General features: G+C 61.2%; 15 protein-coding genes and 4 pseudogenes. 10 read left to right on the top strand and 9 right to left on the bottom strand.

All coding sequences use genetic code 11. The annotated features are described in order from the left end of the window. Window positions 1-13 precede the first annotated feature (13 nt). Window positions 14-714: pseudogene (locus N0Q91_RS17890) on the bottom strand (Tim44/TimA family putative adaptor protein). A 134-nt stretch (window positions 715-848) separates the two neighbouring features. Between N0Q91_RS17890 and N0Q91_RS17895 the strand changes: the two are divergent. Both N0Q91_RS17895 and secB read left to right on the top strand, forming a co-directional pair. Next, window positions 849-1,411, top strand: a pseudogene (locus tag N0Q91_RS17895) (FxsA family protein). A 166-nt stretch (window positions 1,412-1,577) separates the two neighbouring features. After that, window positions 1,578-2,087, top strand: coding sequence for a protein-export chaperone SecB (gene secB, locus N0Q91_RS17900; protein ID WP_026169012.1), 510 nt, complete (start codon window positions 1,578-1,580; stop codon window positions 2,085-2,087). Between the two features lie 165 nt (window positions 2,088-2,252). Here the strand turns inward: secB and dnaQ are convergent, their stop codons facing one another. The 5 genes and pseudogenes from dnaQ to N0Q91_RS17925 form a co-directional block, all read right to left on the bottom strand. Continuing rightward, window positions 2,253-2,981 carry a DNA polymerase III subunit epsilon gene (dnaQ, locus tag N0Q91_RS17905; RefSeq protein WP_100672625.1) on the bottom strand — a complete coding sequence of 243 codons (729 nt, stop codon included), beginning with the start codon at window positions 2,979-2,981 and terminating at the stop codon, window positions 2,253-2,255. 217 nt (window positions 2,982-3,198) lie between these two features. Continuing rightward, window positions 3,199-3,783, bottom strand: coding sequence for a dephospho-CoA kinase (gene coaE, locus N0Q91_RS17910; protein WP_275599937.1), 585 nt, complete (start codon window positions 3,781-3,783; stop codon window positions 3,199-3,201). Further along, window positions 3,780-4,639: pseudogene (locus N0Q91_RS17915) on the bottom strand (shikimate dehydrogenase). The gene coaE and the pseudogene N0Q91_RS17915 overlap by 4 nt, the downstream one beginning before the upstream one ends. Then, window positions 4,632-5,231: a Maf-like protein gene (locus N0Q91_RS17920; RefSeq protein WP_275597094.1), complete on the bottom strand. Its 600-nt coding sequence runs from the start codon at window positions 5,229-5,231 to the stop codon at window positions 4,632-4,634. Before N0Q91_RS17920 ends, N0Q91_RS17915 begins: the two are co-directional and overlap by 8 nt. 48 nt (window positions 5,232-5,279) lie before the next feature. Further along, complete coding sequence (locus tag N0Q91_RS17925) at window positions 5,280-6,101, bottom strand: pyruvate, water dikinase regulatory protein (RefSeq protein WP_100672629.1); 822 nt, start codon at window positions 6,099-6,101, stop codon at window positions 5,280-5,282. 405 nt (window positions 6,102-6,506) lie between these two features. Between N0Q91_RS17925 and hemE the strand changes: the two genes are divergently transcribed. The 8 genes from hemE (at window position 6,507) to N0Q91_RS17965 (ending at window position 15,583) form a co-directional block, all read left to right on the top strand. Next, a complete protein-coding gene (hemE, locus tag N0Q91_RS17930; RefSeq protein WP_275597095.1) occupies window positions 6,507-7,538 on the top strand; it encodes a uroporphyrinogen decarboxylase in 1,032 nt (343 codons plus the stop codon). A gap of 10 nt (window positions 7,539-7,548) precedes the next feature. Further along, entirely contained in the window at window positions 7,549-8,091 is a 543-nt protein-coding gene (gene hemJ, locus N0Q91_RS17935; RefSeq protein ID WP_275597096.1) for a protoporphyrinogen oxidase HemJ, read from the top strand. A gap of 196 nt (window positions 8,092-8,287) precedes the next feature. After that, window positions 8,288-9,553 carry a transcription termination factor Rho gene (gene rho, locus N0Q91_RS17940; protein WP_010970587.1) on the top strand — a complete coding sequence of 422 codons (1,266 nt, stop codon included), beginning with the start codon at window positions 8,288-8,290 and terminating at the stop codon, window positions 9,551-9,553. Window positions 9,554-9,892: 339 nt separating this feature from the next. Next, window positions 9,893-11,212, top strand: a complete 1,320-nt coding sequence (mnmE, locus tag N0Q91_RS17945) for a tRNA uridine-5-carboxymethylaminomethyl(34) synthesis GTPase MnmE (RefSeq protein WP_275597097.1) — start codon at window positions 9,893-9,895, stop codon at window positions 11,210-11,212. Window positions 11,213-11,323: 111 nt separating this feature from the next. Further along, complete coding sequence (gene mnmG, locus N0Q91_RS17950) at window positions 11,324-13,201, top strand: tRNA uridine-5-carboxymethylaminomethyl(34) synthesis enzyme MnmG (protein WP_275597098.1); 1,878 nt, start codon at window positions 11,324-11,326, stop codon at window positions 13,199-13,201. Between the two features lie 8 nt (window positions 13,202-13,209). Beyond that, window positions 13,210-13,851, top strand: coding sequence for a 16S rRNA (guanine(527)-N(7))-methyltransferase RsmG (rsmG, locus tag N0Q91_RS17955; RefSeq protein WP_275598152.1), 642 nt, complete (start codon window positions 13,210-13,212; stop codon window positions 13,849-13,851). A 14-nt stretch (window positions 13,852-13,865) separates the two neighbouring features. Then, entirely contained in the window at window positions 13,866-14,660 is a 795-nt protein-coding gene (locus N0Q91_RS17960; protein WP_100672635.1) for a ParA family protein, read from the top strand. Between the two features lie 32 nt (window positions 14,661-14,692). Continuing rightward, window positions 14,693-15,583 carry a ParB/RepB/Spo0J family partition protein gene (locus N0Q91_RS17965; protein WP_275597099.1) on the top strand — a complete coding sequence of 297 codons (891 nt, stop codon included), beginning with the start codon at window positions 14,693-14,695 and terminating at the stop codon, window positions 15,581-15,583. A gap of 9 nt (window positions 15,584-15,592) precedes the next feature. Here the strand turns inward: N0Q91_RS17965 and holA are convergent, their stop codons facing one another. The 3 genes and pseudogenes from holA to leuS all read right to left on the bottom strand — a co-directional run bounded on the left by holA (window position 15,593) and on the right by leuS (window position 19,798). Continuing rightward, a complete protein-coding gene (gene holA, locus N0Q91_RS17970; RefSeq protein ID WP_275597100.1) occupies window positions 15,593-16,624 on the bottom strand; it encodes a DNA polymerase III subunit delta in 1,032 nt (343 codons plus the stop codon). A gap of 12 nt (window positions 16,625-16,636) precedes the next feature. After that, the gene (locus N0Q91_RS17975) at window positions 16,637-17,182 is read right to left on the bottom strand and encodes an LPS assembly lipoprotein LptE (protein ID WP_275597101.1); all 546 of its coding nucleotides are present in this window, start codon (window positions 17,180-17,182) and stop codon (window positions 16,637-16,639) included. After that, window positions 17,169-19,798, bottom strand: a pseudogene (gene leuS, locus N0Q91_RS17980) (leucine--tRNA ligase). Before leuS ends, N0Q91_RS17975 begins: the two are co-directional and overlap by 14 nt. Between the last annotated feature and the right edge of the window lie 236 nt (window positions 19,799-20,034).

Here is a 20,034-nt window from a genome sequence, read left to right on the forward strand (position 1 = left end):
GCCCGCTTCCCGGTCAGTTTTCCGATTCGGTGGCGATCAGCTTCCAGTTCGGGTCGCGTGAACGGATATCGCGCGCAAACGTCCACAGGTCGTTCACTTCGGCAACCGAATCGGCGTCTCCGTCGACCAGTTTGCCCTGCTTGTCGTAGGTCGCGGAAATAAGCTGGCTGATGATCCTGACCGTTATGTTTTCCTCGGCGTCCTTGATCTCCGCGTGCACGATATCGGCTTTGTCGATGCCGACGAAGGTCGACTTGACAACTTCGCCCTTGGCCTCGCGTTCCGCAATCGCGGCCTCGAAGCCCTCATAGACTTCGCGGGACAGCAAACCCTTGAGCGTTTTACGATCGCCATCGGCAAAGGCCATGACGATCATCTCGTACGCCATCTTCGCACCGTTGAGGAATTCGGTGGGATTGAAGTTGGGATCCGCGTCGGTCATCGCCCGGAGTTGGGCATTCAGCGGAGTCCCGGCCTTGGCGACGGTCTCGATCGCGGCATAGCGCGACTCGTCTTCCGCCGTCTCACGACGGGGAAGCTGAACGACCTTGCCGTTATCCTTGGCTTCCGGCCCTTGGGCGATATCCCGTGGAGAGTAGGGATCGAAAGGAGGCCGCTCGCTGCCGGTCCTGCGACCTAGGACGCTACGCAATTGCAGGAAGATGACCACGGCAGCGATCAGGAAAAAAATGTGATGAAATCAAAAGAGCCCATTTCCACCCGGAACCGCTGTTAGAATTTCTCGTACTGTTCCATATAGTCCGGAAGGATAGACCATTCAAACGACGATGTCGCACCCATAAACCGGAGACCGGACAATTGCACTCACCTTCTTGCGAGCACGGGCGATGCGTTTCCTGATCCCGCTCTTCATTCTCGGGCTGCCGCTTGCGGAAATCGCTGGCTTCGTCGCCGTCGGGCGCGAGATCGGCGTGGCGATGACGCTTCTTCTCGTTTTCGCAAGTGCCGTCGCCGGCATCATGCTCCTGCGCATCCAGGGTTTCGGCATGCTCCGGCGCGTGCAGGAGGCGGCACGGACGGGCAACGATCCGGGGCTGGACGTTCTCGGCGGTGTGCTGATCTTCATCGCCGCTATCCTCTTGATCGTGCCCGGTTTCATCAGCGACCTCGTCGGCCTTCTGATCTTTCTGCCCCGGTCCGACGCGCCATCGCCGGCTTCCTGCGCAGCCGGATGACGATTTTGAGCAGCACAACCGGCTTCTATCGTGCCTCCAGGCCCCAATCCTCCGGTTCCCGGTCCTCTGGCCCCCAATCCGCTGGCCCGCAATCCGCTGGAACCTCACGCGAGGAGCGCCGCGGGCCGCTGACGATCGATCTCGACGAGGACGAATTTTCGCGCAAGACAAAGGACGAAGACGACCCGCCGCCACCGGATCGTCTGCCTCATTGATCCGAGCTTCACTTTTTCTGATCCCGGCTCCAATCGGGTCTATAATCCGCTTTCCAAAGAAGGGCCGGATGTGCTCTTGCGTCGGGCCGGGCCGGGCCACGAGGGTTGTAAGCCCAAGCCCTAAATGTTAGATGGCCTCACCATTTCGAAGTCCGAGGAAACTCTTATGACGACTGATACCGCATCCAACGGCAACGGCAGTGCCCAGCAGCAGCAGAGCCCGTCGCTCAATATCCTGGCCCAGTACGTCAAGGACCTCTCCTTCGAGAACCCCGGCGCACCGCGTTCGCTGCAGGCTCGCGACCGCTCCCCGTCGATCAACATCAATGTCAATGTCAATGCCAATCCGCTGGCGGAGAATGATTTCGACGTTGTCCTGTCGTTGAGCGCCCAGGCCAAGGACGGCGACAAGATGCTCTTCAACGTCGAACTCGCCTATGGCGGCGTCTTCCGCGTCGCCGGCTTCCCCCAGGAGCACATGCTGCCGCTGCTCTTCATCGAGTGCCCGCGCCTCTTGTTCCCCTTCGCGCGACAGATCGTGGCCGACGCCACCCGCAACGGCGGCTTCCCGCCGCTGATGATCGATCCCATCGATTTCGCGCAGATGTTTGCCCAGCGCATGGCTGAGGAAAAGGTCCGCGCGCAGGTGGCAAATACCAACGACACGGCCAATTGATCGGTCCGAACGACTGGTAGACCCGGCTCACCGAGCCGGGTTTTTATGCCCGGCCTGCGCGATTCGCTTGAGAGACCCGCAGCGCCGCGATACGGACAGGCCTGGAGCATTTGATCCTACGCACTTGCGGACGGATAACCGTTAGACACTTTTCCTGGAAGTGCTCTAAACGGCTTCCGATCTGAGGGCATAGTCGGCTTCGCTGTATTTCTCCCAGATCGCATTCGCGCCGATCTTCGCGACGAGCGCCGCATGGGCAGCGATTTCTGCCTCCGTCAATCGTGGCCGCAAAGGCCGCTCCCTTTTGATGACGACGACCGGTCCGTCGTCGGCCTCCATCGACCGGCCATCCGTCTCCGTCATCACGAGACCAAGCGCGGCCTGGCGGCCGCCGATCATCTCGATATAGACCTCGGCAAGCAGCTCGGAGTCGAGCAGGGCCCCGTGCCTGGTTCGATGGGAGTTGTCTATACCGTAGCGACGGCAGAGTGCATCGAGCGAATTCGGTCCCATCGGGTGCTTGCGGCGGGCAAGAGCCAGAGTGTCGATAACTCGGTCGCTGCCGATCGGCGGCAGGCCGAGCCGCTCGAACTCCGCATTGATGAAGCCGATATCGAAGGTGGCGTTGTGGGCGACCCAACGGGCATCGCCGAAGAAATCGACGATCTCCCGGGCGACATCGGCAAAGGGCGGCTTGTCTTTCAGAAACTCGTCGGTGATGCCGTGAACGGCCAGGGCTTCCGGATGAACCTTGCGCTCCCCCGGATTGATATAGATATGGATCGTGCGCCCCGTCGGAAACTGGTTCTCGAGCTCGATTCCGCCGATCTCGATTACCCGGTCCTCGCGGTTGTCGAGGCCGGTCGTTTCCGTATCGAAGATGATTTCACGCATGCGGGAGCCCTGTGGACGATGTTTCGGGACGAATCACCCGAAGCTGCCCTCCATTCTTAATGTTATTTGCTGCGCAATTGAAGGCCATCGCCGCCCCTCATCCGGCCTGCCGGCCACCTTCTCCCCACATGCGGGCGAAGGAAACTCGCGGCAGCGTCGTACTCGTTCCCTCTCCCCGCATGCGGGAGACGGCTAGGGTCAGGGGGGTTTGCGAAGGTTAAGCCGCCCGCAAATCATCGACGATCGCACGGATCTGCTGCCGTGTGACGTCGAAGCTGTCGCTGGTGTCGACGATATAGTCGGCGCGGGCGCGCTTCTCGCTGTCGGGCACCTGCCGCTCGAGGATCATCGCAAACTTCTCGGCGGTCATTCCCGGGCGCTTCATGACGCGTTCCCTCTGCATCTCCGGATCGCAGGTCACGACGACGATGCGGTCGAGGCGCGCTTCCGCCTTGGTCTCGAAGAGGAGCGGAATATCCAGCAGCACGAAAGGCGCACCGTCCGCTCTGTGCCGCGCAACGAACTCCTGCTCCTTGGCGCGCACCAGCGGATGGACGATCCGTTCCAGCTCGGCCAGCCGCTCGGGCGCCGCAACAAGCCGAAGCGAAAGCTCGGCCCGGTCGATGACGCCGCCCTTGGCGACGCCCGGAAAGGCCGCTTCGACCGGCGCCACCGCTTCGCCGCTATAGAGCATATGCACCACTTCGTCGGCATCGTTCACCGGCACGCCGAGTTCCCGGAACATGCCCGCAGCGGTCGATTTTCCCATTCCGATGGAGCCGGTAAGCCCGACGATGATCATGCGTGCCTGTCCATATCGCTGATGATGATCTGTCTTAGCGTTTCGTCGACGACCGGCCTCAGACCGAACCATTTCTCGAATCCGGGCACTGCCTGATGGAGAAGCATGCCAAGTCCGTCGACGGTGCGGAAGCCCTGCTCTTCCGCCTGCCGCAACAGCGGCGTCTTCAATGGCACGTAGACGATGTCGGTGACGACGGCGTCTGGCGCCAGGCCCGAAAAGTCGATCGCCGGCGCCGGCTCGCCGTTCATGCCGAGCGAGGTCGTGTTGACGAAGAGCCCGGCGCCGGAAACGACCTCGGGAAGCGCCGCCATCGAATGTGCGTGCACCGCCGTGCCGAAGCGATCGGCCAGTTCCCTCGCCCTCTCGGGGTGCGGTTCACCACATGGATCGTCTTGACCCCTCGGTCCCGGATCGCCTGGATCACCGCTCGGCTGGCGCCGCCGGCACCGAGAATCACCGCGGCCGAGATGCGGTCCCATCCTTTGGCGTTCTCGTCCAGATTGGCGACGAAGCCACGCCCGTCGGTGTTCGTCGCGCGGATTTCTCCATTTTCGAGCCAGAGGGTGTTGGCCGCTCCGAGTTCGGCGCTGAGCTCGTCCGGCCGATCAGCCAGCCGGAAGGCGGCCTCCTTATGCGGAATCGTGACATTTCCGCCGCAGAAGTCGGTTCTTCCTTCCTTGATCTGCCGCATGAAATCGGGAAAGGCCTCGGGCGTGACCTCGTGGGCCCGGTAGCTTCCCCGAATTCCGAACTGCTTCAGCCAATGGCCATGAATGAGCGGCGATCGCGAATGCTTCACCGGATAGCCGGTTACAAAGGCATGGTTAACAAATGTTTCACGTGAATCATGCATCGATCGCACCCAGTTCGCGGAGTTTGGAGAGAAGCGGCAGCATCGGCAGGCCGAGTATGGTGAAATAGTCGCCCTCGATGGTCTCAAAGAGCTGGATGCCCTCGCCTTCGAGCTGATAGGCGCCGACGCTTGTCAGCGCCTTCTCGCCCACCCTTGCAAGATGTCGATCTATGAAGCCATCGCTCAATGGCCGCACGGTCATCTTCGCAGTGGAGACGTGCCGCCAAACGACCTCGTCGCCGCGCACGAGAACGATCGCGCTGTTGAGACTGTGCGTCCTGCCCGAGAGCGACCGGAGATGCTCGGCGGCTTCCGTCATGTCCCGGGGCTTGTGATAGACGCGGGTTCCAAGCGACATCGTCTGATCCGAACCGATGACAAGGGCGTTCGGAAAATGCCGTGCGACATCCTTCCCCTTGGCTTCGGCAAGCGCCAGGGCGACATCGACCGGCGAAGCACCAGACGCTTCCAGCGGCTGCTCGAGCGCACGCTCGTCGATCGCGGCGGCCCGGGCCTCGAAGGCCAGTCCTGCATTGGCAAGCAGAGTGCGACGAAAAGGACTGGCCGAGGCCAATACGAGCAAGGATTTCATTTTTCCGGTTCCGTGTTCGCGGTCTGCAAGCTGTTCTTGCGGCTCGCTCTATCTAAGCCGCGGCCGCAGGGCAACGATTGCGGCGGCAGTCTCCTCTATCGAGCGCCGCGTCACGTCGATCAGCGGCCAGTTGTTGCGCGCGCAAAGCGAGCGGGCATATTTCAGCTCCTCGGCGATCGCCGCCCGGTCGGTATAATCTTCCCCGTGGAAGTTCTGAGTCGTTCCGAGCACGCGATGCTGGCGCACCTGGGAGAGGCGCTCGGCCGAAGCGATGAGCCCGACGATGAGCGGTTTCGTCGCCTTCAGGAGCGCATCGGGCAGGGACACGCCCGGCACGATCGGAATGTTCGCCGTCTTTATACCGCGATTGGCGAGATAGATGCTCGTCGGTGTTTTCGACGTGCGGCTCACACCCACAAGGACCACATCCGCCTCGTTGAAATCGGAGGGAATCTGACCGTCGTCATGATCCATCGTGAAGTTCAACGCCTCGATCCGGGCGAAATATTCGGCATCCATGACATGCTGCGCGCCGGAGCGGCGGCGCGAGGGCGAGCCGAGATAGGATTGGAAAAGTTCGATGATCGGGTCGAGAACCGAGACGCAGGGCACGCCGATCTCGCGGCATCGCTGATCGATGAGGCCCGCAAGTTCCCGGTCGACGATCGTGTAGAGGACGATCCCCGGTGCCCCGTCGACCGCGTCCATGACCTGCATCAGCTGCTTCCGGTTGCGGATCAGCGGATAGACGTGTTCCAGCGCATGGGAGGTCTGGAATTGCGCAGCAGCCGCTCGACCGGCGGCGATCAGAGTTTCGCCGGTCGAATCGGAGATCAGATGCAGATGGAAGTAGTTTTTGCGGTTCTCCACGCAATTCTCCGCGGTCTGTTGATAAGGCGGGACAAAAACAGCTAACGGCGGCGCCTGGCTTCAGGCAAGTGGAAAAGCGGCGACTTGTTCACATCTGACACCGAACCGGAAATCTCTTGCCCAGGCATGTGGACAAGACTCATGGCCACGACAAATTGTCACGCGGATCGACTCCTCATCCACAGGAACCGCAAACTCCAGACCGCCGGCAAAGGACTGACTCTGCAGTGTTTTCCCGGGTTTCCCCGCTCAACGCGCAAATTGGCCGGAATCCCTCCCGCCTCTTTGCCGGAGATTGAGGCGGACTGGATAGGGTGAGGATCGATTTTAATCCTTGATACCCACCGACTCTAAGAAATAGAAACCTTATAAATTCAGTTTTATTTTTAGATTAGGAAGCGGCAAGTGAGCGGAACGCATCGCAAAGTGCTGGAGGTTTTGAGCGGCAAAACGCTCACCCCTCCCCCCATCTGGCTGATGCGACAGGCAGGACGCTATCTCCCCGAATACAGGGCGGTGCGTGCGACGGCCGGAAGCTTTCTCGACCTCTGTTACACGCCGGATCTCGCGGTCGAAGTGACCTTACAGCCGATCCGCCGCTACGGCTTCGACGCCGCGATCCTTTTCTCCGATATTCTCGTGGTGCCCGATGGGCTCAGGCGCAATGTCCGCTTCGAAGAGGGACAGGGGCCACGGATGGACCCGATCGACGAGGACGGGATTGGCCGGCTGCGACCCGATGGCGTCATCGCTCACCTGGCTCCTGTTTTCGAGACCGTCGGCCGGCTGAGACGCGAACTGCCGACGGACACCACGCTCCTCGGTTTCTGCGGGGCGCCCTGGACGGTGGCGACCTATATGATCGCCGGCCGCGGGACGCCGGACCAGGCGCCTGCGCGTCTTTTCGCCTACCGTCATCCTAAGGCTTTCGAGCGGCTTCTGACGCTGCTCGCCGATATTTCCGCCGACTATCTGGTAGAGCAGATCGATGCCGGCGCCGATGCGGTGCAGATCTTCGATTCCTGGGCCGGTGTGCTCGGCGAGGAGGAGTTTCAGCGTTTCGCGATCGAGCCCGTCCGGCGGATGATCGCATCCGTCCGCGCGCGCCGCCCCTCGGCGAGAATCATCGCTTTCGCGAAAGGTGCGGGCCTTCTGCTGAAGAATTATCGGCAGGCGACCGGTGCGGATGCAATCGGCCTCGACTGGTCGGTGCCGCTCTCCTTCGCGGCCGAATTGCAGAAGGACGGGCCCGTTCAGGGCAATCTCGATCCGGTACGGGTCGTGGCAGGTGGCGCGGCGCTGGAGCATGGAACCGATCGCATCCTGGACGTCCTCGGCCAGGGGCCGCTGATCTTCAATCTCGGCCACGGCATAACGCCGGACGCCGATCCGGATCACGTTGCCGCACTCGTCGCCCGCGTTCGAGGATCGCGATGAAAGGACAGCTATGAGAGGGGAACGCCAAACCGACAGCGTTCCGGGTAAACGGGCGCGCCTTCGTGCGGCGATCGCGGTCGCGGCCTTTGCGGCTTTGCTGATCGGCCTCTTCGCCGGGCAGCCGGACGACCTCTATCTGTGGATCAAGGCGCTCCACATCATCGCGGTGATCTCCTGGATGGCGGCGCTGCTCTACATGCCGCGTCTGTTCATCTATCACACCGATGCAGCGCCCGGGTCGGAACAGTCCGAGACTTTCAAGATGATGGAACAGCGACTGCTCAAGGTCATCATGAATCCGGCCATGATGATCTCTTGGGTGCTCGGACTTTACCTCGCCTGGAGCGTCTACGGCTTTATAGGCGGCTGGCTGCATGCGAAGATTCTCTGCGTTCTTCTGCTGACGCTGGTGCATGTGCATTTCAGCCGCGCGGTGAAAGCCTTCCAGCGGGACGAGAATCGCCGCGACGCGCGCTATTGGCGGCTGATGAACGAGGCGCCAACCTTGCTGATGATCGCCATCGTCATCCTCGTCGTGGTGAAACCATTTTGAATTCAATCGATTCGCAGCTGCAATAGTTGCTGCTAATTTGCCGCGACCCCTTGCGGCGCTTCACGTGAATCGCTATTTTCCCTCATCTCCTTCTTCCTGTGGCCTGTGACGAAGTTTTAGAGCCTGCCTCTTCCCCCCTCGCAGCTCCCTGACAAATCGCGCCGGCTCCCAATCCCCTATCAAGCACGGACCCTTCATGGCTGAAATGAAGCTTCAAGAACTTAAGAACAAGACGCCGACCGACCTCCTGGCCTTTGCCGAAGAGCTCGAGGTGGAGAATGCCAGCACGATGCGCAAGCAGGAGCTGATGTTCGCGATCCTCAAAATGCTGGCTCAGCAGGAGATCGAGATTATCGGCGAGGGCGTCGTCGAGGTCCTGCAGGACGGATTCGGATTTCTGCGCTCGGCGAATGCGAACTATCTCCCCGGTCCCGACGATATCTACATTTCGCCGTCGCAGATCCGCCGCTTCTCATTGAAGACCGGCGACACGGTCGAGGGCCCGATCCGCGGGCCGAAGGAAGGCGAACGCTATTTCGCACTTCTGAAGGTCAACACGATCAACTTCGACGATCCGGAAAAAATCCGCCACAAGGTTCACTTCGACAACCTGACGCCGCTCTATCCGAACGAGCGCTTCAAGATGGAACTCGAGGTCCCGACGTCCAAGGATCTCTCCGCGCGCGTCATCGATCTAGTCGCGCCGCTCGGCAAGGGCCAGCGTGGCCTGATCGTCGCGCCGCCGCGCACCGGTAAGACGGTGCTTCTCCAGAACATCGCGCATTCGATCACGGCGAACCATCCGGAATGCTACCTGATCGTCCTTTTGATCGACGAGCGACCGGAGGAAGTGACTGACATGCAGCGCTCGGTCAAGGGCGAGGTGGTGTCCTCGACCTTCGACGAGCCGGCGACACGCCACGTCCAGGTCGCCGAGATGGTGATCGAAAAGGCCAAGCGCCTCGTCGAACACGGTCGCGATGTGGTGATCCTGCTCGACTCGGTCACCCGTCTCGGCCGCGCCTACAACACGGTCGTTCCCTCATCGGGCAAGGTACTGACCGGCGGTGTCGACGCAAACGCCCTGCAGCGTCCGAAGCGCTTCTTCGGCGCGGCCCGCAACATCGAGGAAGGCGGATCGCTGACGATCATCGCAACGGCTCTGATCGACACCGGTAGCCGTATGGACGAAGTCATCTTCGAAGAGTTCAAGGGCACCGGCAACTCGGAAATCGTCCTCGACCGCAAGGTCGCCGACAAGCGCATCTTCCCGGCCATGGACATTCTGAAGTCCGGCACGCGTAAGGAGGACCTCCTGGTCCCGCGTCAGGACCTGCAGAAGATCTTCGTGCTGCGCCGCATTCTCGCGCCGATGGGCACCACCGACGCGATCGAGTTCCTCATCGACAAACTGAAGCAGACGAAGACCAACGGCGACTTCTTCGACTCGATGAATACGTAAGAGCAAGACTCTCTTTCTCAGCCGAGAGGCCGGCGCCGCCCAGCGCCGGCCTCTCGCGTATCCGGGATGGAGCACTTCCTTCTGCCGCCGTTTTCCCCTATCGGCCGTGATCCCGGGACGGGAGTGATTCACGTGAAACGCCGAGGTGGATATGCGCCCAAACAGAGCGACACTTGATTTCGAGCGCGGCTCGGTGCATAAGGCGGCTTCGCGATAGCCGGACGAGTGTCGCACCAATTGCGCTTCCGAGGCTCTGCCCGATCCCCAATGTTCAATGTGCCGAAATGGCGGGTATGGCCGGCGTCAAACCTGCTGGTCATTGCGTAAACCGGTAAGCCGATGCCATCGACCGATACGATCTACGCTCTTTCGAGCGGCTCGCTGCCTGCAGGCGTTGCCATTATACGTGTGAGCGGTCCGGCGACTGCTGATGCGCTGGTGCGACTTTGCGGAGCCCTGCCTGCGCCACGCATCGCGGCGCTCAGAACGATTCGGACTCGAAACGGTGAAACGCTGGACAGCGGCCTGGTGCTCTATTTCCCGGCGCCAGCGTCTTTCACCGGTGAAGATTGCTGCGAATTGCAGGTTCACGGTGGACGAGCCGTGGTAAGCGCCATCCTCGAGGAGCTCGCCGCAACTGAGGGGCTACGGCATGCGGAGGCCGGAGAGTTCGCAAGGCGGGCCTTTCAGAACGGCAAGCTTGATCTGGTGGAGGTGGAGGGGCTGGCCGACCTGATTGCTGCAGAGACGGAAATGCAGCGTCGTCTCGCCATAGAGCATTCCGGCGGCGGACAATCCGCACTCTATGCCGGTTGGGCCCGACGGCTGACCCATTCGCGGGCAATGATCGAGGCAGAGCTCGACTTTGCGGATGAAGACGATGTGCCGGGTTCCGTCAGCGCCGCGATCTGGGAGGATATCGGCAGACTCCGGCAGGAAATCGATGGCCATATCGCGCGCGCCGGCCTGGCCGAAATCATCCGGGACGGGCTCAAGATCGTCATTGCCGGTGAGCCGAACGCAGGCAAGTCGAGCTTGCTGAATGCACTGGCCCGAAGGGACATCGCTATCGTGACGGAGGTTGCAGGAACGACACGCGACGTTCTGTCCGTAGATCTTTCGTTAGCCGGATTCTCAGTTAAACTCTTCGATACGGCGGGACTTCGTGAAACGGATGAGCTTGTGGAGCGGGAGGGTATTCGGAGAGCCCGGCAGGTTATCGCCGATGCCGATCTTGTCCTTCTGTTATCGGAAAAACCGGGAGCATTCCGGCTTGATGAGGCTCTTCCGGAAACGGTCCCCGTCATTCGGGTTGCAACCAAGGTCGACCGCCCCTCACCACGATGGGCTGCATCGGATGCGGACATTTTTCTTTCCACGAGGACCGGTGAAGGCATGGCCGATCTATTGGCGGCACTGCAGTCGCATCTCCCCGATCTGGCCGGTAAGACAGCCCTCGCGATGCCGTCCCGGAAGCGCCACGTCGATTGTCTGCGACAGGCCAGTTCGGCGCTGGAGCGGAGCCTGAGTTCTTCCGAACTCGAACTGCGTGCTGAGCAGCTTCGGCAAGCAGGAGATGCCCTGGGTAGGATTACTGGGCGGGTCGATGTGGAGAACCTTTTGGACGTGATATTCTCCGAGTTCTGTATCGGAAAATAACGCGACGGATACAACGCAGGCGAGTCGCCTCGGGCGTTTCACGTGAAACGCCCTTGACTCGACGGCATGAACTGACAATCAAGGCGGAAGCTGAGCAAGCTAGGCTGGAGCATGTCTGAGATGGACTATGATGTCATTGTGATCGGTGGAGGCCACGCAGGTTGCGAGGCTGCCTCTGCTTCCGCGCGGCTCGGCGCCCGTACGGTTCTCATCACACATAAAAGGAATACGATCGGAGTAATGTCCTGCAACCCCGCGATCGGCGGGTTGGGCAAGGGCCACCTCGTACGGGAGATCGATGCGCTCGACGGCCTCATGGGACGTGTGGCCGATGCCGCGGGTATTCAGTTCCGGCTTCTCAACCGGCGCAAGGGGCCCGCAGTGCGCGGACCCCGTACTCAGGCAGACCGCAAGCTGTATCGCGAGGCGATGCAGCGGGAGATCGACGGGATCGAGCACCTCTCGGTGATCGAAGGGGATGCCTTCGACCTGTTGACCGAAGACGGTGTGGTTCGTGGCGTGATTATGAAGGACGGCCGAGTCTTTCGCGCATCAGCCGTCGTTCTCACGACCGGCACATTTCTAAAGGGCCTCATTCATATCGGCCAGCGCAAGATACCCGCCGGTCGAGTGGGCGAGGAACCGTCCCTGGGTCTCTCTGAGACACTGCGGCGCTTCGGCCTGCAGCTTGGTCGATTGAAGACCGGCACGCCGGCGCGCCTGGACGGACGCACGGTCGACTGGGACCGCGTCGGGCGGCAAGGTCCGGACGAAAATCCGGTCCCGTTCTCCTTCATGACCGATGCAATCATCAATCGCCAGATCGATTGCGGCGTGACGCGGACCACGGATGCGACGCATAAGATTATCGCCGATAACATTCACCAGTCCGCGATGTATTCGGGACAGATCGAAGGCGTTGGCCCACGCTACTGCCCCTCTATCGAGGACAAGATCGTCCGCTTCGGCGAGAGAGATGGTCACCAGATCTTTCTGGAGCCGGAGGGACTAGACGATGACACCGTCTATCCGAACGGGATTTCGACCTCCCTTCCCGAGGATGTGCAGGACGCCTTCATTCGTACGATTCCCGGTCTGGAGCAGGTCAAGATTCTCCAGCCGGGTTACGCGATCGAGTACGATCATGTCGATCCGCGGGAGCTGGAACTCTCCTTGGGCGTGCGCAAAATGCCCGGACTGTATCTTGCGGGTCAGATAAACGGCACGACGGGATATGAAGAAGCCGGAGCTCAGGGGCTCGTTGCCGGTTTGAATGCCGCGCTTCGCGCGAGCGGACGGGCTCCCTATGTCTTCAGCCGCACGGACTCCTATATCGGCGTGATGATTGATGACCTGACTTCGCGGGGCATAAGCGAACCCTATCGTATGTTTACTTCGCGGGCGGAATACAGGCTGTCGCTGCGCGCAGACAATGCCGATATGCGGTTGACGCCGGCGGGTGTTGCGCTCGGATGTGTCGGCGACGCGCGCCGTCAACGCTTCGAGGCATGGAAGCATTCCTTCGAGACGGGACGCAGGCTCCTGCAGTCACTTTCGGTTACGCCAAGCGAGGGCAAGCGTTTCGGCCTGAAGCTCAATCAGGACGGCCAGCGTCGTACCGCTTTCGATATCCTCTCTTATCCGGATCAGTCGATAGCCGCCTTGAAACCGGTATGGTCCGAACTTCAAAACATTCCGGCCGGGGTGGTCGAGGCGCTGGAGATCGATGCGGCCTATGCTGTCTATATGGATCGCCAGGCCACTGACATTGCCGGTGTAAGGCGTGACGAAAATACGACCATACCGGATGATTTCAATTACGACGTGCTTCCCGGCCTTTCGAACGAGTTGAAGCAAAAATTGGCACACCACAAGCCGCGGAACCTCGCCCAGGCTATGAAGGTCGATGGCGTGACGCCCGCGGCGATATCTCTCATTCTGTCTTGGCTACGAAGGCAGGATCGCCAGGCACAACGTGTGGGTGGATAGGGTATACAATGCAAGCGAGTATAGTTCCGGCACTGAACGGATTGCGTGTTTCACGTGAAACGGTCGAAAAGCTCGAGCATTTTGCCTCCCTCTTCCAGAAATGGGCGCGATCGATCAATCTCGTCGCCCCCTCGACGCTAGGGGATCTATGGCAGCGGCATATCCTCGATAGCCTCCAGCTTTATCAACTCTCCCCTGCCCCGAAGACCTGGGTCGATCTCGGAAGCGGCGGAGGATTTCCCGGTGTCATTACGGCCATTTGTCTTTCCGAGGCAGAGAACGGATGGGTTCACCTGGTCGAGAGCAATAACAAGAAGGCTGCCTTTTTACGCGTCGCGCTCAGGGAAATCGGTGCCAGGGGTTCCGTTCATCCGATTCGAATCGAAGCGGCACCGGCTGAAATTCCGAATTGCGACGCGATTTCGGCGCGTGCGCTCGCCGATCTGAGCCAACTGCTCGATCATTGTGCGCCATGGATGCTCATGGAAGACTCCAAAACGGTGGCATTCTTTCACAAAGGGCGGGATTATCAGCAGGAAGTCGACAAAGCCGTTAGCCGCTTTCAATTCGATCTGATAAAACATGCAAGTGTCGTCGAGCCGGATTCGGTTGTGCTCGAGATTGCAAATCTTTCACGTCGGACGAAGTGATAGGCGAGCGAAACATGTTTGGCCCAAAGAATCGGATCATCACTATTGCCAATCAGAAGGGCGGCGTCGGCAAAACGACGACGGCCATCAATCTTGCTACTGCGCTCGCCGCCATCGGTGAAAGGGTGCTGATCGTCGATCTCGATCCGCAAGGCAATGCCAGCACCGGGCTCGGTATCCAGCGTCGTGCCCGGCATCTGTCTTCCTACGAGCTGATGATGGGGACCCATTCGATCGGCCAGATTGCTCAGGATACGGCGGTGCCAAATCTGGCCATCGTGCCTTCGACCATGGATCTGCTCGGCGTCGAAATGGAGATTTCCAAGGAATCGGATCGGGTTTTCCGGCTCCGTAAGGCTTTGGCTTCGGTGGATGCTCTTGCTTATTCCTATGTGCTGGTCGACTGCCCGCCATCGTTCAATCTTTTGACGATGAATGCAATGGCAGCCGCGCATTCGGTTCTCGTACCATTGCAGTGCGAGTTTTTTGCCCTCGAAGGCTTGAGCCAGCTGCTGGAGACGGTCGAGCAGGTGCGGCAGACGGTGAATCCAGGCCTCGATATTCAGGGAATCGTGCTGACCATGTTCGATTCCCGGAACAATCTTGCCCAGCAAGTCGTCAGTGACGTTCGCTTGCATTTGGGAGATAAGGTTTATCATACCCTCATTCCCCGCAACGTGCGGGTGTCCGAGGCCCCTTCCTACGGCAAGCCGGCCATTCTTTATGATCTCAAATGCGCCGGAAGTCAGGCTTATCTCCAACTGGCCTCGGAAGTCATTCAGCGCGAGAGGCAGCGGAAGGCCGCTTAATCGTTTCGGTAGCGTAACTAATCAGGTGTCAGATGAACGATGACAGCTCCAAGAGGCGTCTGGGTCGCGGCCTTGCCGCCTTGATCGGCGAAATGGACCAGCCGCTGCACACCGGCGCGGCTCCGGCCGCCGCAATCAGCGCCGATCGGCGGATCCCGATCGAGTTCGTTTCCCGCAACCCTCGCAACCCCCGCCGACAGTTCGACGAGGCTGAGCTTCAGGACCTTGCAAGCTCGATCCGCCAGCACGGGATCGTTCAGCCGGTCGTCGTGCGCACCGTCGGTCACGACCGCTATGAGATCATTGCCGGTGAAAGGCGCTGGCGCGCGGCGCAACTTGCGGGCTTCACCGAAATACCGGTCATCGTGCGCGATGTCGACGACAGGACGGCGCTGGAGATCGCCATTGTCGAGAACGTTCAGCGCTCCGACCTCAACCCCCTCGAAGAGGCCCTGGGCTACGAGCAACTGATCGCGGAACACGGCTACACGCAGAACGATCTCGGCGACATCATCGGCAAGAGCCGGAGCCATGTTGCGAACAGCCTTCGCCTTCTGAAGCTGCCGGAGCCCGTGCGCGACATGCTTTCCGATGGCAGCCTTTCCGCGGGCCACGCCCGCGCGCTTATACCCACATCGGACCCGGTGACCTTGGCGCGTGCGGTCGTCTCGAAAGGTCTTTCGGTCCGCGAGGCCGAACGGCTGGCGCAGAACGACATCAAATCGCAGAACGATCCCAACTACGCAAAGGGCCGCCAGCGTGAGGAGAAGGACGCCGATACGCTGGCGCTGGAGCGCACCCTGTCCGATAGCCTCGGCCTGGAAGTGAGCGTCAACCACAAGGCCAGCGGCGGGCATCTCAAGATTACATACAAGACGCTCGACCAATTGGAAGAGATTTGCCGGCTGCTCGAGCGGCGTTGACGAACACCCTCAACGCCGCGCAGACTGGATCGTGATCGCCAGGAGATTCTGGATCACCAGACTTTCCTCGAGGCTCTGGCGGCTGCGGCTTTGATAGATGGTCGCCTGCAGGCGGCCCAATTCGCGCCGGATCGCCGGAGCGGTCCAGTGTTTCAGCGCCGCTTCGACAACCGGCTTGCGGCGGAAGTGGAGGCCGCGGCCAAGGCTTGCGACGACCTGACCCGCGGACTGGCGGCCCGCATCCATTTCGGCACGCATCACGTCGAGCTGCTGGAATTGCCTCAGGCAGGCCTGAAGCACGAGGAAAGGCGGCGTCTTGGATGTCGTGATCTTCTTCATCGCGTGCAGCAGCGCGTCGGCGTCGCCCTTCAATACCGCATCGACCGCATCATCGACCGAAATGGCGCTGGCGTCGCCGACGATGCCGAGAACGTCGTCCTCGTCGACCAAATCCTTGCCGCGGCAATAGAGGGCGAGTTTCCGGAGCTCGTTGCGCGATGCCATGCGGTCGCCCCCGAGCGCCTCCACCAGACGTTCGCGTGCGGCGGGACCGATGCGAAGGCCCGCTTCCGAAAGTTCCTTGTCGACAAGTGCTTGCAGGCCCCTGACGTCGTCGCTGTAGCAGGCGATCGAAGCGACGGAGCGGGAAGTCTCGCCCACTTTCCTGAGCGCCGCCCCCTTCTTGAGGTCGCCCGCTTCTATGATGAGCCGGGCGCCGGCGGGCGGGTCGGTCGCGAGAATCTGCAGCGCTTCGGTGAGCGCCTTCTCAGCGGACGCACCGCGCACCCAGACCAGCTTATCGCCGCCGAAAAGACCGATGGCATTGACTTCGTCCAGCACGCTTCCCGCGCCCTGCAATGACCCGGCATCAAGCTTGACGACGGCGAAAGGATCATCGAGAGGAAGGCCGAAGCTGCCGGCGAGTTCGGACGCGCGTTCCGAGACGAGGCCGCGATCGGGACCGTAGAGCAGGAAAAGCCGGTAGATCGCCGCAGATCGCTGCAGGAAATTATCGAATTCGTGCGACTTGACCTCGCTCATCTGACGAACGGATCAGCGGCCGAGAGCGGCTGCGAGGTCGGCCCCGATGATCTCCGCCAGTTCCTTGGCGGCGCGATTCTCGCCATCGCGCACGGCGCGTATCTTGGCGAATTCCTGCTGGGGGAAGTCGACCAAAGCGACGGCCGTCCGGTTCCCTGACTTCACGGTTTCGCCGGTGGCGGTCTTGGTCAGGTTGTAGTCCGCTTTCACGACGATGCGGCCGGCTCCGGCGTCGTCGTCGTCATTGTCGAGATCCGTGCTCTCATAGAGCACGCCCATCGTCCGGTGCGAGACGCTGAGCGCCAGATGATATTGCGGATTGACCGGTTCGCCTTGACCACGCGACGTCAGGAAGACGAGGGCATTTCGGACTTCCTGCTCGACGCGATCGTCGGCTTCCGAAATCTCGATCGCGGCAAGCGCAACAGAGGTCGAACCGGTAGGACCGTCGGAATAAAGGGGCCTGACCTGGCAGCCGCCAAGTGCCGCGAGCGACAATGCGCCGGCTACGAAGCCCAAGGACCGAAGACGGAAGCCAGCTATATCAGACAACGACATTGACGATCCTCTGAGGCACGACGATGATCTTCTTCGGGCTGCCGCCGTTGAGCGCGGCCTTGACGGCGTCGAGTGCGAGCACGGCGCTTTCGATCGCACTCTGATCTGCGTCGCGCGCGATTGTCAAATCGGCGCGCTTTTTCCCGTTGACCTGGACCGGCAGCGTGATCTCGTTCTCGACGATGAGCGCAGCATCGAATTTCGGCCAGGGCATCTCGGCGATCAGACCTTTGCCGCCGATCTCCCGCCAGCATTCTTCCGCAAGATGCGGCATCATCGGCGCGATCAGGTTGATCAGGATCGTGGCGGCGTCCTTTACCGCAGCAGTCAGAGCGTTGTCCGTCTTGCCGCTCGCGACCTGCGTCAGCGGGCCGGCCATGGCATTCACCAGTTCGTAAATGCGTGCGACCGCCTTGTTGAAGGCGAGCTTGTCATAGTCGGCCTCTACCGCCTTGAGAGTGCGATGCGCGGCCTGGGACACGGCAAGCCCCTCGCCTCCGCTTGCCGGTGCGGTATCGACGGCACGCAGCTTCTCCGCGGCCTCGGTCAGAAGACGCCAGACGCGCTGCACGAAGCGATGGGCGCCTTCGACGCCTGCTTCGGACCAGATAACGTCGCGATCCGGCGGCGAATCGGAGAGCACGAAGAAGCGTGCAGTGTCGGCCCCGTAGGAGCCGATGATGTCATCCGGGTCGACGACGTTCTTCTTCGACTTCGACATCTTCTCGATCGAGCCGATGGCAATTTCCTCGCCGGTCTCGATGTGGACCGCGCGCCGCTGTCCGTCTGTTTCCTCGACGCGGATTTCGGCGGGCGTGATCCATTCCCGCTGCGCGCCTTCGCCGCGGCTATAGGTCTCGTGGACGACCATGCCCTGCGTGAACAGCCCCTTGAAAGGCTCGTCCAGGGCCACGTGGCCGGTCGCCTTCATCGCGCGGGTGAAGAAGCGCGAATAGAGCAGATGCAGGATCGCATGCTCGATGCCGCCGATATACTGGTCGACCGGCAGCCAGTGATTGGCCGCTTTCGGATCCGTCGGGTTGTCCTCCCAGGGCGCCGTGAAGCGGGTGAAGTACCAGGAGGAATCGACGAAGGTATCCATCGTGTCGGTTTCCCGGCGTGCGTCCTTGCCGCATTGCGGGCAGGCGACGTGACGCCAAGTCGGGTGACGGTCGAGCGGATTGCCGGGCTTGTCGAAGGTCACGTCCGGCGGCAGCGTCACGGGCAGGTCTGCCTTCGGCACCGGAACGACGCCGCAGTCGTCGCAATGGATGACCGGGATCGGGCAGCCCCAGTAGCGCTGGCGGGAAATGCCCCAGTCGCGCAGGCGGAAATTGACTTTGCGCTCGCCACGCGGCGTGCCGTTCAGCAGATCGTTTTCGAGTCTGGAGGCGACGGTCTCGAACGCCTCTTGCGCCGAGAGCCCGTCGAGGAAGCGCGAATTGATCATCACGCCGTCGCCGTCATAGGCCTCGTCGCCGATCGTGAAGGTCTGCGGATCGGCATCCTTCGGCATCACCACCGGAACGACCGGCAGATCGTATTTGCGGGCGAAGTCCAGGTCGCGCTGGTCGCCCGAAGGGCAGCCGAAGATGGCGCCGGTGCCGTAGTCCATCAGCACGAAATTGGCGACGTAGACCGGCAGCTCCCAGTTCGGATCGAAGGGGTGCCGCGCGCGGATGCCGGTGTCGATGCCCTTCTTCTCCGCCGTCTCCAGTGCGGCGAGCGACGTGCCCGCGCGCCGGCATTCCTCGCAGAAGGCTTCGATCTCGGCGTTCTTGGCCGCGGCATCCCTGGCGAGCGGATGATCGGCGGAGATCGCCAGGAAGGAGGCGCCGAACAGCGTATCGGGCCGCGTCGTATAGACGGTGACTTCCTTCTCCTCGCCGGGGACCGTCGCCGGATCGAGCTCCCACCGCACCGACAGCCCTTCCGAACGGCCGATCCAGTTTTTCTGCATCAGCCGCACTTTTCGGGCCACTCGTCGAGCGTGTCGAGCGCGTCGAGCAGATCCTGGCTGAAGTCGGTGATGCGGAAGAACCATTGCGTCAGCTCGCGCTGTTCAACGAGCGCGCCGGAGCGCCAGCCGCGGCCTTCGATCACCTGCTCGTTGGCGAGCACGGTATTGTCGACCGGGTCCCAGTTGACCTTCGATTGCTTTCGGTAGACCAGGCCTTTTTCAAGGAAATCGAGGAAAAGATGCTGCTGGCGCTGGTAATATTCGGGATCGCAGGTCGCAAACTCCCGGCTCCAGTCGAGCGAAAGCCCCATGACCTTGAGCTGCGCCTTCATCGAGGCGATGTTCTGGTAGGTCCAGCTCGCCGGATGAACGCCGCGCTCCATGGCAGCGTTTTCCGCCGGCATGCCGAAGGCGTCCCAGCCCATCGGGTGCAGCACGTTGAAGCCGCGGGCGCGCTTGTAGCGGGCGACCACGTCGCCCATCGTGTAATTGCGCACGTGACCCATGTGGATCCGCCCGGACGGATAGGGGAACATCTCCAGGACGTAATATTTGTCGCGCGGATCGTCGTTCTTCGTCTCGAAGACCTTGCCCGCTTCCCATTGGTGCTGCCAGCGCGGTTCGGCATCGCGCGGATTATATCGTTCGGTAGCCATGTCTTTGTCGATGTTCCGGAAATTCTGCCGGGCGCGAGCGCCCGCGCGTGATAGCTGGCGTGACCTTCACCACGAAACGCCCCAAGCGTCAAGTTTTGAAGGATTCGCCGGGCGATCCCTTCGATTTGGCATTTCAAGCGCGGGAAGGATAACGCCGCGCCCAAAGCGAACCCGCCCGCTCCGGGTTGCGCTGGACTTGGCAAGCGTTGCAAGTTTCAATAAGCCGCAAGCGAAGA

It is taken from the genome of Sinorhizobium prairiense, assembly GCF_029201645.2.
Classification (GTDB): domain Bacteria; phylum Pseudomonadota; class Alphaproteobacteria; order Rhizobiales; family Rhizobiaceae; genus Sinorhizobium; species Sinorhizobium meliloti_A.

Excerpts from the sequence above, each read along its gene's own strand:
- N0Q91_RS17960 (WP_100672635.1), top strand. The coding sequence starts at position 13,866 with ATGTTTGGCCCAAAGAATCGGATCATCACTATTGCCAATCAGAAGGGC.
- holA (WP_275597100.1), bottom strand. The coding sequence starts at position 16,624 with ATGAGCGAGGTCAAGTCGCACGAATTCGATAATTTCCTGCAGCGATCT.
- mnmE (WP_275597097.1), top strand. The coding sequence starts at position 9,893 with ATGCCATCGACCGATACGATCTACGCTCTTTCGAGCGGCTCGCTGCCT.
- rsmG (WP_275598152.1), top strand. The coding sequence starts at position 13,210 with ATGCAAGCGAGTATAGTTCCGGCACTGAACGGATTGCGTGTTTCACGT.
- secB (WP_026169012.1), top strand. The coding sequence starts at position 1,578 with ATGACGACTGATACCGCATCCAACGGCAACGGCAGTGCCCAGCAGCAG.
- N0Q91_RS17920 (WP_275597094.1), bottom strand. The coding sequence starts at position 5,231 with ATGAAATCCTTGCTCGTATTGGCCTCGGCCAGTCCTTTTCGTCGCACT.
- mnmG (WP_275597098.1), top strand. The coding sequence starts at position 11,324 with ATGTCTGAGATGGACTATGATGTCATTGTGATCGGTGGAGGCCACGCA.
- coaE (WP_275599937.1), bottom strand. The coding sequence starts at position 3,783 with ATGATCATCGTCGGGCTTACCGGCTCCATCGGAATGGGAAAATCGACC.
- N0Q91_RS17965 (WP_275597099.1), top strand. The coding sequence starts at position 14,693 with ATGAACGATGACAGCTCCAAGAGGCGTCTGGGTCGCGGCCTTGCCGCC.
- N0Q91_RS17975 (WP_275597101.1), bottom strand. The coding sequence starts at position 17,182 with ATGTCGTTGTCTGATATAGCTGGCTTCCGTCTTCGGTCCTTGGGCTTC.
- dnaQ (WP_100672625.1), bottom strand. The coding sequence starts at position 2,981 with ATGCGTGAAATCATCTTCGATACGGAAACGACCGGCCTCGACAACCGC.
- rho (WP_010970587.1), top strand. The coding sequence starts at position 8,288 with ATGGCTGAAATGAAGCTTCAAGAACTTAAGAACAAGACGCCGACCGAC.
- hemJ (WP_275597096.1), top strand. The coding sequence starts at position 7,549 with ATGAGAGGGGAACGCCAAACCGACAGCGTTCCGGGTAAACGGGCGCGC.